The sequence below is a fragment of the Synechococcus sp. GEYO genome, assembly GCF_900473955.1.
Lineage (GTDB): Bacteria > Cyanobacteriota > Cyanobacteriia > PCC-6307 > Cyanobiaceae > Synechococcus_C.
This window is the reverse complement of record NZ_UCNL01000010.1, coordinates 75,288-88,612: the sequence shown is the minus strand read 5'-3', so window position 1 is coordinate 88,612 and position 13,325 is coordinate 75,288. Positions and strand designations below refer to the sequence as shown.

Sequence of the window (13,325 nt, the reverse complement as noted above, 5' to 3'; positions counted from 1 at the left end):
GGATGATGATTCAGTTATCCAATTCCTATGGCTTTCACGATTTTCTTTGCAACATCAACGGGCAAAACGGAAGATATTGCCGATCGCCTGAAGGAACTTCTGGGGACTGATGCCAAAGATGTAGACAGCGTCAGCGGTGTCGACGAATTGGCTTCTGCAGAAGCTCTCGTCTGCTGCATTCCAACCTGGAATACAGGTGCCGATGAAGCACGTTCAGGTACAGCCTGGGACGACCTGATTACTGAAATTCCTGGTCAAGATTTTGCTGGTAAGCCCGTTGCGATTCTCGGACTGGGCGACTCCTCAGGTTACGGCGACTATTTCTGTGACGCCATGGAAGAGCTGTATAGCGCATTCCAAAAATCTGGCGCAAAAATGATCGGTCAAGTATCTCCTGAAGGTTATACCTTTGATGAGTCAAAGAGTGTGATCGACGGTAAGTTCTGTGGACTGCCTATCGACGAAGACAACGAGTCTGAACTCACCGACCAACGCCTCTCTTCCTGGGTCGCACAAATCAATTCAGAAGCCTGATCATCGATCAGAGAATAAATTAAAAGCGCCCTAGGGCGCTTTTTTTATTGCTTATTAGCGGTGTACCCAATCAACTCTGATTTCTTTACGCTGGTTTAGGAATTTATCGATCGACATTGCCGCAATGCAACCATCCGAGCAAGCAACAACGGCCTGCTTGAAAGGGGTATTGCGAATATCGCCAATCGCCCAAACACCATCCATTCCCGTCATCATGTCATCGTTGACTTGAACACCACCTTCTTCGGTCAAAGGAATCTGACCATGCAAATAATCGGTAATTGGTAAACTGCCAGACGAGTAAACAAAAACACCATTCACGTCCAATTGAGTATCTTCGTCCTTACCTGATTCTTGGAGCTTAACTGCAGTTACCCCAGAATCGTCACCATCCACAGAAGTCAACCGTGTTCGCTTCCAGTGCTTCACGTTTGGCGCAGATTGAAGCTGAGAGAGGCCGGTGCAATTTGTATTTGGCTTACTATTCGTGATCCAATGAACAGTTGAAGCAAATTTGGTTAAAACAAGAGCCTCATCAATAGCCTCCTGATTCGATCCATAAACTGCAACTTGTTGATTTTTATAAAATGCACCATCACACGTGGCGCAGTAACTGACACCTCGACCAAGAAACTGATCTTCACCGGGAAGTGTTGATGTTCGTCCCATTGCTCCAGTTGCTAGAACAAGAGTCTTCCCTTTAAAGGTTCCTTCAGGGGTATAAACAGTTTTTTCAGAGCCAGATAAGTCAATTCCATAGACTTGAACCTGCTGATAATCCGCACCGTAACTAATTGCCTGATCTCTCATTGTTTTGAGCAAATCAGCACCAGAAGTATCTGCTGGAACGCCAGGATAATTTGCAATTTTGTGGGTAATTGCAAGGGCACCAACGGCTGGATTTTTATCTAAAATATAAGTCTTCAATGAAGAGCGCGCTGTGTAGAGGGCACAGGCGCAGCCAGCTGGACCACCGCCAACAATGATGACATCAGCTTCAAAAATATCCGACATAATTAACTCCGAGCGAGAGAAGTAAAGTCATTGGAACTAAGCTCACGGTCAATCCATGGACCAGGAACCATTTGAATGAATGCTGTAATCAATTGGGCTACATGTTGAGATTGGTCAAACTGAAAGAAATGGCGACCTTTTTCCATGCAAACAAATCGATCTCCAGATTTTAGCGATTTAGACCATCGGTCGCGTGAATTAGTGTCAACAACAAAATCGCTTTCACCATTCAAAATAAAAGTTGGAACCTCTTTAGGTGTATTTAAATCTGGAATATGCTGTTGATTAACAATAGAACCTTGAGTAAATTCATTGTCTAAACATTTTGCCAAAAGGCAAGGAAGCACCTCAACTGCACGAGGATTTTGATGGGAGAAGAGCAAAGACGACAAATGTCTCAAAATGGCTTGCCTTGAAGATGGCAATTGACTCCGCATGTCCAAGTAGTGAGAGGACCAGTGGTTGACTGAGAGGGTATCAACAGAAAGCAGTGTAAGAGATTTTACCAGGTCAGGGTACTTTTCTGCGAAAAGACAAGCAACCGTGCCACTAATACCGTGGCCAACAAGGTGCATCGGCTCAGGAGAAGCCACAAGGGTCTGACGAAGCAGGTCATGCACCGTGGCCACAGAGCACGACTCATCAAGATCATGCTGAAAAGACCATCGCTGTACCGCAAACGATCGACTTAGTAATTGAGCAACACGTTTATTGAGACAATGCAAGGTCGGTTGCAGATCAATCCAAAGGACCTTGTCTTGAGGCATATGTTGCACCATTTCATTTAGTTTGAAAGAGTGCGGCACTGGCATCGAAGCACAGCTAACAAGCCGTCGTATAAAATGGAGTCACGCTACGTAGACAAGGCGACTATGTCGCAGGACTAGCAACAGAGATTGATCCTTGTGAAATCCTCTGCTTGAGGTGCTTGATGAGCTTCTGATCGATCTTATCGGCCGACTGCTCAAGACAAATCAGAGACTGATAAGCGCTGTCAGAGATAAAACCAGCACATGTTGTCTCAAGATATAAATCAACCACCTTGGAATGAGTGGCGAGCAATGCAGATTGACTATTGGACATGAGAGCAACACACAATCCTTAAGCAAACCTAAATGCATAGAGGCAGGCTTAGGAGTATCAAATGAATCATGCGGAGGGGTCTTATCAAGCAGTTCGCCAATTAGCCAAAAAAAGATGACACCAGAGGCACCGAACGCAGGTGAACGGATCGAAACATCCTGAGGCTCTGTCTGCGCAAGGTTCAAGCAAGCATCAAAAGGACTCTAGTTGTACATCTGAGGTGTACAACACCTATTGCGACAACACACAATGATTCAAGAAAACAAGTATCAAGGGTCAGGAAAAAACAGACAAAAAAAAGCCCCTTAAACAGGGGCTTTTGAAGTGAACTGACCGAAATAAGGAATCAGTTGATTTTTGCCTTATCCATGGATTCAAAAGCATTTACAACGCTCTTGAAGTTGAAACCCATGCCCCTGAGAGCATGCCAGAGATGTCCCTGAAGGAAGAAGAAAGCAAGATAGAAGTGTGTATTCGCCAACCACGCACGAGCCGTGTGGGCATCTCCCGGAAGAGTAGACGTGTCGGTGAAATAAGGGGAGAAAGCGAAATTCAGTTTCAAGGGAGCGCCATACAATTCGACGGGATAAATCGTTGTATTTTGAGCACACCAGATCGCTGTCACAAAACCCATCAGTGCGATGCCCGCCAGTGAGTAAGAAAGGATCGACTCACCGTTGTAAATCAGGACTTTTTTGAAAGGACCGAAAGGGGAACTGATGATATGCCAAACGCCACCAATTGTGAGAATGAACGCAAGAACAGCATGACCACCCATCACATCTTCCAAACTACTGATCGTCAGGAAGTTGGTCTGATAGCCCCAAACCATGCCCAGATCAATATTGGGCTCAACAGTACGAACTGCTCCAAGCGAAGCATCGTAAATGCCGTGGACTCGAGCCCATTCAACGAAGGCGATGACACCCAAACCAAGGAAAATCAGGTGATGACCGAGGATAAAAGTGAGTTTCTTGGGATCATCCCAGCTGAAATCGAACTTTTTAGCGCGCCCAGTTGCTTCGGAAAGATCCTTAGGAGCACGAAGAGTATGCCAAATACCAGCAGCACCCAGAACTGCGGAGGAAACAAGGTGCGTAGCAGCAACGACAATCAGGGGCTGTGAGTCGACGATGACTCCACCATCCCCAACACCGAGCCCCAAACCAGCCAAGTGAGGAATCAAAATCAAACCCTGCTCACCCATCGGCAGGGAGCCGTCGTATCGAGCGAGTTCAAAAAGAGTGAATGCTCCGGCCCAGAACATGATGAGACCGGCATGTGCAGCATGCGCAGCGATGAAAGAGCCGGAGCGCTTCGCTACTCCAGAATTTCCCGCCCACCAGTCATATGTGACTGATGAATTTCCATACGATTGCATTGGGAAAATGAAAGGCAATCACAACCTAATAACCGATCAATTTGCTCTAATCGTCCGTTAACAATAGTTTTCAAGCTAAAAATTTATGAGACAGGCCTCAAACCCTTTTTTAACCCAAGCTCGTAGCGTATGACAGCCGCGCCAACGGAACGTCACAAAAAAAAGAGAAAGCTTGTGAAAAGTAAATATTGCTAGGTGGAATGACTTAAGTGTTGTAGGAACGAGAGACGCCATACCTTAAGAGCAGCAAAACATGACCTAGAGCAAGGACTATGAAACGATCATGAATCCAGAAAAATACTTTCAGCAGTCACAAATTAAGTAGAATTTAAAAAGCTTCAATGAAAATATGAAGCAAAAATAAATGCGAACTAAATCTGAATGATGGCCATTGGAGCCCAAGCAGCAAAGACCAGTAGTGGCAAAATGCACACGCCAAGTTGAAATAAATGAGACAACCAAACTTATGAAATATTAAAAACTAGATTAAAAAACAGCAACAACTTTGCAAGCAAGCAGCTAGGTAAAAATACAAGATTCAAAATCTACCATGGAAACAATCATTGTTGACACAGAAAGATCGATTAAAAGCCGATAATCGAACATCTGATAATCCAAGAATGTCAGTGGGTTCATCGAATCAAATATCTCGACGACTAGGGCCAAGTGGGGGTTGGCGAAGTAAACGCGTAAGAATTGCTATGGCACTAAGGCAACAGGGATGGTCTTACAAAACAATCTCAGAACATCTATTTGTGTCACCAAAATCAATCATGCGCGATATTAAGTGCTTTGTCATTAATCCACAAAACCTACCTAGACCGTAAAAGCTCTAATCTATGCATCAAAAACTAAGAAGAGTTGGAATTGATTGATCAACAATCAAAACCATGAAGCCAAACATCTTGAAGGAAGTCAAGAACGGATTGAGGAGTTGTCAGCCCGACAACTCCTTAATCCAGATGCCGGTGCCCACCTGCATCATACTCAAAACAGCCATAAAGACTGATAGAGCAGCGATTATCCAAGTCGCAATCTAATTGTGGACGAGAAGCAAGCGAAGATCTCAACATTTTTAACAGAGCTGAGAATCATCAAGTTCAAGCGAAGGAGTTAGATGCTACAAAAACTAAAAATAAGTCAGCAAAGGCACCGATCGATCGAGTTTCAGCCACTGGCAAAACTCACTAAGTGTCATGCGGGCAAAAACTAACAGCAAAAAAACAGCATATTGAACAATGGTCGACGACAAGTCAGTCATCACTCCCAGATTATGTCGATGCATCACTACAAAACAAATTAGATAGTCGAAAAGCATATGCAAGAAGCAGGCTAGAAGATAGAATATCGACAAATTATGGAACTAGATCCTTCAAAAAGGACATTTAGAAAACACAATGCTCCTCTCTATTCGAGTGAAGCATTGTGCGCAAAATCTAGGATTAGCTGTATGCCTTAGCAATCAGAGGACCAGCCTGATCATCAGTCAGAACAGGAGTCACTTCCCAGTCAAGATATTCTGCCCATTCAGCAGCATGTTCATAACATGCATCAGCATTATCCGCCTCGACTAAGATCCAACCTTCGACAGAACCTGGGCCATGAAAGCGCTTCCAAGATTGACAGGCTGGGAAAGGCGCTCCTGTTGATAAAAACTTCTTGGCTGCAATCTCATGATATCCAGTCTTAAAAGACCAATGCATCAAAAAAGTCATAAGAAAAAAAATTGACCTGGACAGGATCGCACAAAATGGACAAAAAAGATAGTTGTGAACGGATCTGAATTGTCACTATCAATATAATCCACGCAAGTAACGAGGACATAAAAGCCAATGAATCAATCGGGATCACTCAAACAATGACAACACAAACAAGCCAACCCCAAAAGCGAGGAATAGACCAAGCGCAACAAACACGTTATTGATGCAACCCGATCACTCTAGGTAAAAACACTTATCTAGCGCGAGGCACTAAGCCAAGGTTTGATACCTGCAAGTTCACCATATGCAGACATTTGCAATCAAGAAACAGCAGAGGAGCTTGGCTATAGGCAAAAAAATCAGAAAACCAAGAATTTAAGGTTCAATAATGGAAGACCATCCAGCGGTCTGACCTTATGTAAACAAACAGAGATAGGTTTGATTAACAAAGATCGATCTTCAGGATTAGCCTTCGATACTACGTTCGAGAGGTAGAATATCCTCATCAGAAGAATCCTTAGATATTGTTGGAACTGGTATTGCGACTTTAGCTTTTGCTTTTTTAATCGTAAATGGAGGAACAGCAAATGATGGAATTGGCACACGCACAGAGAATTGACTGGTTCCTACTGGCACATTATTAATAGAACCTATCCTAGGACGATTAGGCAGCACTTCTTCGCCAGAAGCATCATAGATAAACGCAAAAACATCAACATCCTTGATCAAACTTTTAGCAGTGCTTTTAATCTCACCATCCAATATATAGCACCCTGAACGATAGCCTTTTGGCTGTTTAGAGGCAGGATCAGCAGTATCACATTTCGCGAGATCAAGCTGGCTTAATTCAAGGTCGAGCGACTCGACAGAAGGAACAACTGTGAAAAAAGACAAGCAAAAGATGAAAACAATTGACAGAATAGTGTTTTTCATAAAAATCATAATAAATGCAATCTCTTGTGCACAATGCTGCATGTCAGGGAAAATAGCAAACGCAAATTAGCAAAGTCATGTATCGATTGAATCACTGAGATCGCGCTACGACAAGAAAAGCAGCACGCAAAATTTAATCAATTGATTAAAATCAATCAAGTGCAATCATTACTTTTGCATGCATAGATCTAGCATCATCAGAGTGTTCATAACAAACTGTCAAACTCCGACTGAATCATTGAACAAAAATAACGTAGGCAATCTCGCAAGAAGGTAAATTCTAGATGTCAACAAAACAAGTATTCAAAGAGAGGTTCGATTATTGTTTTGAATAGAAGCCACGCCGCTCAACACATCTCTTGAATCGCTTGGATTCATATAGCCAAAACTTTTCTTTATCAAGAACAAAGCCCTCGGCCAAGGCAATCGCAACGACATGATCTTCATTATTCGCCTGAGCGATTTTTTGCTGAAGAGTCGCATCATCCTTGAGCCTAGAAAGGAAAGCACAAAGATCTTGTTCTGACTGCTGACACTGCTGAAATCTCCCCATATAAAAGGGCACTGTCTCGCAAGAGTTCATAAACAGATCGAAAGGAATCTCAAGATACAAGCAATTGACACGCCAATTACAAACGAATAACTATCTTAAATTAAGATAGTTACATCAACTGTTTAGCTTTATTGAATAAGTTAAATTTAAAACTCAGTGAAAGCGGTAGCAACAGACGCAACCAAGAGCAAGCTATTTTTAAGCTTTAGGCAAAGACAAGACCGAAAGACTTAGGTCTCACAAACGAAACAATGAGCAAATTTCAGCGTATATCTTCATTTAACAAGATTAATAGTCCATCGACGACCACCCATTCGATCGTCTTCAGAATAACAATTAGCTAGTAAAACTCCACTAGCACTACGGACTATACATTCAAGACCATCTTTAGTTGTGACAAAGCTAGAAGCATTGGGGCAGACAAGATGATTGGAGCCACTACTCATAGCTTTAACAATATGCGTCCAAATAAGATCAATATTTTCGTCAGTAGGGATAGCAAAATGCATAAAGGCATTTATAAACTGAGTTTATGATAGACAAACTAACGACTCACGCAATGTACTGATGGTCACAGCAGGTGGGGCTTATGGACGATCCTGCACTGAAATCATCGTTTAAGACTTAGTTAATACAAACAAGTCAATTAAATTCTGCGAAATGACTGCTTTAATGTCATGACACTATTTATTTTTTAACCCGCGAGGCAATATCCATATAATCAAAACCCTCTAAATCATCAATGTCCTGTGGTGCAAAGCCCTGTGGTTGAACAGTTTTGGCCATACTCAAGAACTCATTGATGTAACCGCGTCGGAGGGTACGCGCAGGAATGCGCTTTGGAGAAAGGTCGCTAATGGTTCAAAGCTCAATTGCAGTCATTATAGAACTTCATGAATTCATACGAAGAAGGCTTTTCCGTGCATCGGACTTGGAGCAAAAACTGGAGCACAACAAAGTCCACGACGACAGCGGGCTCAAGAGCTGAGTTCAAAATCAAGACGCTCTAACAGCTGATCGTCACGCCAATAAAGTCTTAAATCACCGCAAGAGCGAGGTCAACTAGTAATAATTTTAGACGCAAAGACATACAATAAAATCATGATTAGCTTGTTAGACAACATCACTAAGGGCATATCGCAAAAACATAAAGACAGAAATCGGATTCAACGTCATCCAAATTTCATAAAACGTCAGGCGATCTGATGACACAAAACACTGGGATTCATAACGCCGATTAAATTTATCGTGACGAATCGATTGATCTCGTCGCTGCTCAAGTTGCCTTTGCTGATTCGCAAATTCTTCCTGAGCAGCAACGGCCTGATCAATGACTAAGAACCAGCTTTCACCACCTTTCAGAGCTTTAGAGAGCCACTGAAACAAACTGCTGATCAAAGATAGTAATTTTTGCATCTAACCAAAAAGACATCTGATCATAAGACCCGTTCTTCGCTCTCCTTAGTGCTCAGCAACACATGGGTGGTGAATTGACCGTTGCTATTTATGACTTCGGTTCGAAAGTCATCGGGTGAACACGCGGATCATGCTGATCTACGCTGGCATTTTTATTGCAGGCTTTCTATTCGTCTCAACAGGACTGGCTTACGACACGTTCTGAGCAATGGTCAAAAACAGAATTTGGTGCTGATAGCAATCCATGCAATGTGTCGTCAAATAGTGACGACTATTCTATATAATTTATGAATTTCGAGATGATAACTCATCCAATAGCAACGCTACTAATAACAAGTGGCTACTATTTAGAAAGAAAATGCTAATAGCAACGAACAGGAATCAACACGTGGATCGTTCAAAGCAACATAACTACCCAAAAACTGTCTATGACAATGCCTGGGAAGATCTAAGTGTGATGTACGAAAGCTGGAAAACAGTCCACGGAGTCGATCGACAGTTCTGCATCGATATGATCCGCAAATTTGCCAACTATCTTGAACATGAGAAATACTAGAATCAACGCAAATACAAAATGTCAATTATCAATAAAATGAAGGTTTTGTCATCAATTTGACAACATTTAAGTACAAGCTCAATCACAAGAGTAGAGAACTCAAATGATCAGAGAGTTCCTCAAGTTTAAATTAAGGCTGACAAACAGACACCGTAAAGAAAGCCACTGCAAAGCAGACCAAAAGCCCAGCTGGCTCTTTTCCCCCAGGCGGGATAACGATCAAACGTTGCGCGTAGAGGCGAAAGATCACTCATCTCAAACTGAGCTTTAAAGCGAGCCATATAAAGCGGTGCAATACTCAAAATCACCATTCCAAATGACAGAACAAGCGACCACACGTAAGGCGCCACTTCAGCGTGAGGGGAAAACTGAGCTAAGAATATTGATTAAAAAGTTTAAATTGATGTATTCCAATCCACCATACTAATGAGCATCGTTCGTTAAAATAAGTTGATGTATTGGCGCCTATGCAGTAATACTGAGGCTGATGCTGGTCAAAGCGAGAACGTCTATTGCCTCATGACGCATCATTGAGTATTGGTTGATCAACACAAGTCACCAAAATCGGGAATGCTCCCGTATTGAGCCTTAGAGATCATCACATGAAATGTTCAGGCTGTGTGAGGCCACAATGAATTGCATTCAAGCCACGGACTCACTAGCTTGATCAAAAAGATGTCCAGCGCGTGCTCATCAACCCAAACGAACTTCCGCTTAAGCAAGCTGCTGATCGATGCCAAGCACTGTTAAGCAGAAAAAAGTTTTGGTTTGTAGTAAGAACAGATTAACACTGACCGCTTTATGTCTTTGCACGCCTATTCTAAAATCACTGATTGGTGGGGGAACCACTGAAGAGGAAGGACTAAACTTACAGCTAAAATTCAACCCTGAACTTTTGATTACAAGTGAAGATCTTGAGAAGGGATATGGTATTCGTCTTGTAGAAAGAGTCAAAACACACAATCCCAAAATTACTGCCCTGATTTTTCTAGGGCGAGAAACAACTGATGTTGTCCATGAAGCGATGGATGCTGGAGCAGATGGAGTTATGTTCATATCATCGGTGGGATCAGGGCATGGAGACTTCATTAATGCACTGACCACGACAAACAATGGTGGTGTCTATTATCCGAAATCAGTTCGTGCAGCCGCTACAGCAACGATCAAACAACCTCCTGAGCTCATCGATCCATTGTCTGAGCGCGAGCGTGAGGTTCTGCACTGCATTATCCAAGGAATGAAAAATTCTGAAATCGCAGAATCGTTATTCTTGTCTTCAGAAACAGTCAAAAGTCATGTCAGTACTACAATCCAGAAGCTGAGAGTTAGAGATCGAACCCAAGCTGCTGTTTTTGCTCTCACTCATGGTTTGCTCGAAGTCGATATTTAAGTTCTGATCAAGCTGATATAACTCAGTAAGCGCAACGACTCTCTTGAGGGCATGAATCAATCTTGAACAGTCTTGCGATGACGTCTGCCATTCGAGCAACCAAGCCACTCGCAACAGACGGATTGAACTCTTAGAGTATTTGTACTTAGTTCAACTCTATGACGAGTTCAAATCTGCTTGTTCTATTCGTCAGCTTTTCGACAGCCTGCCTCGTTCTGAGCATTTACAAAATCAACCAGACAGCTCAGTGAGTTGTCGCAAATGATTCTCTGGACAAAGTTCTGGCTGTGAAAGCCAGGCTTGTCTCAAAACCAACCCTCATAGGTCACTCCAAAAGATCAAGCGAGGTCGCCAAGCGCGATCACCAGACCGACGATCAATCCCACAGAGGCCTTTACACTTCGCAGCGGCTTGCGTAAACTTCTGTAAATTTCTTGACCACTATGTTTGGAATAACTGATCTTCTGGTTCTTGTAGTGAGCTTTGGGGCAGCCTGCTTCACGCTCAGTCTCTACAAAAGCGCTAAAGCAACTTCCTGAGAATTCAAAGCAATCTGCGTAGTAAAGAACTACTGCTGTAACTCTTTACCAAGACTAATGATAGCTATGGCAAAGATAATCAAAGGACTATCTCAAAATACCTGCCAAACAATAAAATACGGTTTGCAAATGGGCCTCAGCCGACCTCACCGTCAATATCACAAATCAAAAAATTATAGTTTTACTGACCTCGCAAACATATAAATCCAATACTTACAACAGATTCTTAAAATAAATCAAGAACAAACCAAAGATACATAACTTGCATCATCAAGCAGCTAGGGAGGTGTGACTCTCCTAAACCAGCAAAAACCACTGTTTCGCTAAAGATCTAATCAGCAAGCCAACGCGTGATTACCGTCTCTTCATAAATATGGTCAGAAGCCTCAACGATTGGCTTGGTCTGCGGATTCATGAAAATGTCATACAGAATATTTTCCGGCCCTTGAAATATGACGGTTGCCCTTTTTGGGTTTTCCTGAGAAACACCGAGATAGAAAATCTTGACACCCGTTTCTGAGAACATGACCTGCTGCTCAGGTGCTTCCATATAGGCTTTGTATTCTTGGAAGGTATTGCTGAGCTCAAAATCGAGAACAGTGGTTTCGATCATTTCTAATTAGACCAAAAGTTGATTCAGCCAAGGATATGCAGTGAGAGCTTTGATGGCATCGAACGAGCCAGATCAGCAATCATCGCGTCGTCCAAGAAGGCTGCACTCGCCAACGCTATCAAGTGGAAGTAGCTCTGGAACAAATCCCAGCAAGCTTCTGCGTATGAAGCAGAGGCTGACCAAAGTTGAATGCCCTGCGATTTAACTATTGAGCAACCAGGTTGCTGCGGCATGAGGAGAAATTGTTATCCCACCTTGACTGTTCCCGAGGCAACTCTAGAACTCTGGAAGAGGCACGATTCGAATGGAAATCCACACTGCCCATGCCGAACAAATTGGTGAATTTATCCATGAGGGAGTTCACAAGCCATTTCGCGCATTAGCATGTCAAATTGGCCCCAGCTGCAGACTTGCAAATCAAACAGCACCAATCCAAAAAGAGTAAGGCCGAGCGACACAAAACGCTGGCATGTCATTATCGAGTCATCAGTCAAATCTGAGATTTCGCAGTGGCGAAAGAAAGAGTCTCAAGTCAGAAAGAAGTGTCAACTGGTGTGGTGATCTCAATTCAGATGCACCCATAAGCTCTGTAGCAAATTTCAAGTAAGGTCACAAAAACTAAGAGCATTTCAGCCTTAATTTTGCTTTTGATACACGGAAATGCATTCATTTTTATTGAACAAACCAAACTAATTTCAAGCTAAAGAGGCAGGATTGGGAACAATGAAGTCAGCAATACCTGGATCATTAAATTTTGGCAAAAATCACCGAGGTCTTCCTCTTAAGCGCTGCACCAGGCGATTCCCCTCATCGAGCAAGCTGGCGTTGGTTGGTCGAGAAACCAAAAAAAGGACACCTCTCGATCTTTTTGGATTCGTTACAAACTGCCACCTCAACCGTTCGAAGATCAAAACCTTATTGAGAAGCTTCAGATACGAGGGCAACAGCAGGGAAAGGCGATGATCGAACGGCACTCGGCATCGATTGATGGCATCTAAGTTCTTCCATGTTCACCATGAGTTTCGGGCCGGGAAAGCCCAGCAATGGTGGGAGACAGCTCAGAAAGCCATGGCTCCAGGAGGAGGCTGGGATGAGGCAGTCGCGAATAATTTGAAGGATGGTTTCTATAACCATTGCTTCTGCCCGGTTGGTCCAGAAGGACCTGCGTTCTGCATCTGGGAAGTGCGTGAGGACATCACTGCGCAGCAGTTCCAGGATTTCATCGACGGTCCAAACGGTGTGAACTTTGGACTTGGAGCATGGATGAATATCTGCAAAGAGATCAACGTCGAACTGGCTGGGAATCCCCCTTATCCGCGCAAGTTCTGAGCACCATCAGGACACTGGCCTGGATCTGTTCGATCTAGGCCTTCACAAGGCTTCTTGGTCGATCAGACATCCGATCTCTTCTGCTCGCTCTGAGCTGCGAAGACGAAACGTGAGCTCAGGCTCTAACGAACCGAATCAAAGGTGATTCCCATCACTCTGGTAAGCACGAGATAGCCGCCCCAAGCGATCACGTTCAGACCGATCGCCAAGAACCAGACCGTTTTGGTTGTTTTGCTGGTGTCCTCATCCATGAGTCATTGGCTCGTCATCCCATGAGCACAACA

At 43.3% G+C, this 13,325-nt stretch carries 12 protein-coding genes and 1 pseudogene; 4 read left to right on the top strand and 9 right to left on the bottom strand.

The window, feature by feature from the left end; genetic code table 11:
- Positions 1-27: 27 nt before the first annotated feature.
- Positions 28-534 carry a flavodoxin FldA gene (gene fldA / locus DXY37_RS10675; RefSeq protein WP_115126659.1) on the top strand — a complete coding sequence of 169 codons (507 nt, stop codon included), beginning with the start codon at positions 28-30 and terminating at the stop codon, positions 532-534.
- Between the two features lie 54 nt (positions 535-588).
- Here fldA and DXY37_RS10670 read toward each other — a convergent pair whose 3' ends face one another.
- From DXY37_RS10670 to DXY37_RS10635, 7 genes are all read right to left on the bottom strand, one after another.
- On the bottom strand, positions 589-1,548 hold the full coding sequence (locus DXY37_RS10670) for an NAD(P)/FAD-dependent oxidoreductase (RefSeq protein ID WP_115126658.1): 960 nt from the start codon (positions 1,546-1,548) through the stop codon (positions 589-591).
- Positions 1,549-1,550: 2 nt separating this feature from the next.
- Complete coding sequence (locus DXY37_RS10665; protein ID WP_115126657.1) at positions 1,551-2,360, bottom strand: alpha/beta fold hydrolase; 810 nt, start codon at positions 2,358-2,360, stop codon at positions 1,551-1,553.
- A 617-nt stretch (positions 2,361-2,977) separates the two neighbouring features.
- Positions 2,978-4,012 carry a chlorophyll a/b binding light-harvesting protein gene (locus tag DXY37_RS10655; RefSeq protein ID WP_115126655.1) on the bottom strand — a complete coding sequence of 345 codons (1,035 nt, stop codon included), beginning with the start codon at positions 4,010-4,012 and terminating at the stop codon, positions 2,978-2,980.
- A 1,442-nt stretch (positions 4,013-5,454) separates the two neighbouring features.
- Positions 5,455-5,727 (bottom strand): DUF3303 domain-containing protein, encoded by a 273-nt coding sequence (locus DXY37_RS10650; protein ID WP_115126654.1) that lies wholly within the window; start codon positions 5,725-5,727, stop codon positions 5,455-5,457.
- Between the two features lie 450 nt (positions 5,728-6,177).
- On the bottom strand, positions 6,178-6,687 hold the full coding sequence (locus DXY37_RS13105) for a hypothetical protein (RefSeq protein ID WP_136975593.1): 510 nt from the start codon (positions 6,685-6,687) through the stop codon (positions 6,178-6,180).
- A gap of 277 nt (positions 6,688-6,964) precedes the next feature.
- Positions 6,965-7,198, bottom strand: a complete 234-nt coding sequence (locus tag DXY37_RS10645; protein WP_170951859.1) for a Nif11-like leader peptide family natural product precursor — start codon at positions 7,196-7,198, stop codon at positions 6,965-6,967.
- Positions 7,199-8,311: 1,113 nt separating this feature from the next.
- Positions 8,312-8,614 (bottom strand): hypothetical protein, encoded by a 303-nt coding sequence (locus DXY37_RS10635; RefSeq protein ID WP_115126651.1) that lies wholly within the window; start codon positions 8,612-8,614, stop codon positions 8,312-8,314.
- Positions 8,615-8,729: 115 nt separating this feature from the next.
- Between DXY37_RS10635 and psbE the strand changes: the two are divergent.
- Positions 8,730-8,816: pseudogene (gene psbE, locus DXY37_RS13800) on the top strand (cytochrome b559 subunit alpha); the annotation flags it as partial.
- Between the two features lie 1,087 nt (positions 8,817-9,903).
- Positions 9,904-10,560 (top strand): response regulator transcription factor, encoded by a 657-nt coding sequence (locus DXY37_RS10625; RefSeq protein WP_115126650.1) that lies wholly within the window; start codon positions 9,904-9,906, stop codon positions 10,558-10,560.
- A gap of 870 nt (positions 10,561-11,430) precedes the next feature.
- Here the strand turns inward: DXY37_RS10625 and DXY37_RS10620 are convergent.
- Positions 11,431-11,712, bottom strand: a complete 282-nt coding sequence (locus DXY37_RS10620) for a DUF3764 family protein (protein WP_115126649.1) — start codon at positions 11,710-11,712, stop codon at positions 11,431-11,433.
- A gap of 987 nt (positions 11,713-12,699) precedes the next feature.
- Here DXY37_RS10620 and DXY37_RS10615 point away from each other — a divergent pair.
- Positions 12,700-13,041: a hypothetical protein gene (locus tag DXY37_RS10615; RefSeq protein ID WP_067096462.1), complete on the top strand. Its 342-nt coding sequence runs from the start codon at positions 12,700-12,702 to the stop codon at positions 13,039-13,041.
- A 122-nt stretch (positions 13,042-13,163) separates the two neighbouring features.
- On the opposite strand, the gene DXY37_RS13700 is transcribed toward DXY37_RS10615, so the two are convergent.
- The gene (locus DXY37_RS13700) at positions 13,164-13,292 is read right to left on the bottom strand and encodes a hypothetical protein (protein WP_256377378.1); all 129 of its coding nucleotides are present in this window, start codon (positions 13,290-13,292) and stop codon (positions 13,164-13,166) included.
- Between the last annotated feature and the right edge of the window lie 33 nt (positions 13,293-13,325).

What these genes read in the sequence shown, in the direction of transcription:
- DXY37_RS10625 (WP_115126650.1), top strand. Translation starts at nt 9,904, where the DNA reads ATGCCAAGCACTGTTAAGCAGAAAAAAGTTTTGGTTTGTAGTAAGAAC.
- DXY37_RS10635 (WP_115126651.1), bottom strand. Translation starts at nt 8,614, where the DNA reads ATGCAAAAATTACTATCTTTGATCAGCAGTTTGTTTCAGTGGCTCTCT.
- DXY37_RS10615 (WP_067096462.1), top strand. Translation starts at nt 12,700, where the DNA reads ATGGCATCTAAGTTCTTCCATGTTCACCATGAGTTTCGGGCCGGGAAA.
- DXY37_RS10645 (WP_170951859.1), bottom strand. Translation starts at nt 7,198, where the DNA reads ATGGGGAGATTTCAGCAGTGTCAGCAGTCAGAACAAGATCTTTGTGCT.
- DXY37_RS10655 (WP_115126655.1), bottom strand. Translation starts at nt 4,012, where the DNA reads ATGCAATCGTATGGAAATTCATCAGTCACATATGACTGGTGGGCGGGA.
- DXY37_RS10665 (WP_115126657.1), bottom strand. Translation starts at nt 2,360, where the DNA reads ATGCCAGTGCCGCACTCTTTCAAACTAAATGAAATGGTGCAACATATG.
- DXY37_RS13700 (WP_256377378.1), bottom strand. Translation starts at nt 13,292, where the DNA reads ATGGATGAGGACACCAGCAAAACAACCAAAACGGTCTGGTTCTTGGCG.
- DXY37_RS10650 (WP_115126654.1), bottom strand. Translation starts at nt 5,727, where the DNA reads ATGACTTTTTTGATGCATTGGTCTTTTAAGACTGGATATCATGAGATT.
- DXY37_RS10620 (WP_115126649.1), bottom strand. Translation starts at nt 11,712, where the DNA reads ATGATCGAAACCACTGTTCTCGATTTTGAGCTCAGCAATACCTTCCAA.
- DXY37_RS10670 (WP_115126658.1), bottom strand. Translation starts at nt 1,548, where the DNA reads ATGTCGGATATTTTTGAAGCTGATGTCATCATTGTTGGCGGTGGTCCA.
- fldA (WP_115126659.1), top strand. Translation starts at nt 28, where the DNA reads ATGGCTTTCACGATTTTCTTTGCAACATCAACGGGCAAAACGGAAGAT.
- DXY37_RS13105 (WP_136975593.1), bottom strand. Translation starts at nt 6,687, where the DNA reads ATGCAGCATTGTGCACAAGAGATTGCATTTATTATGATTTTTATGAAA.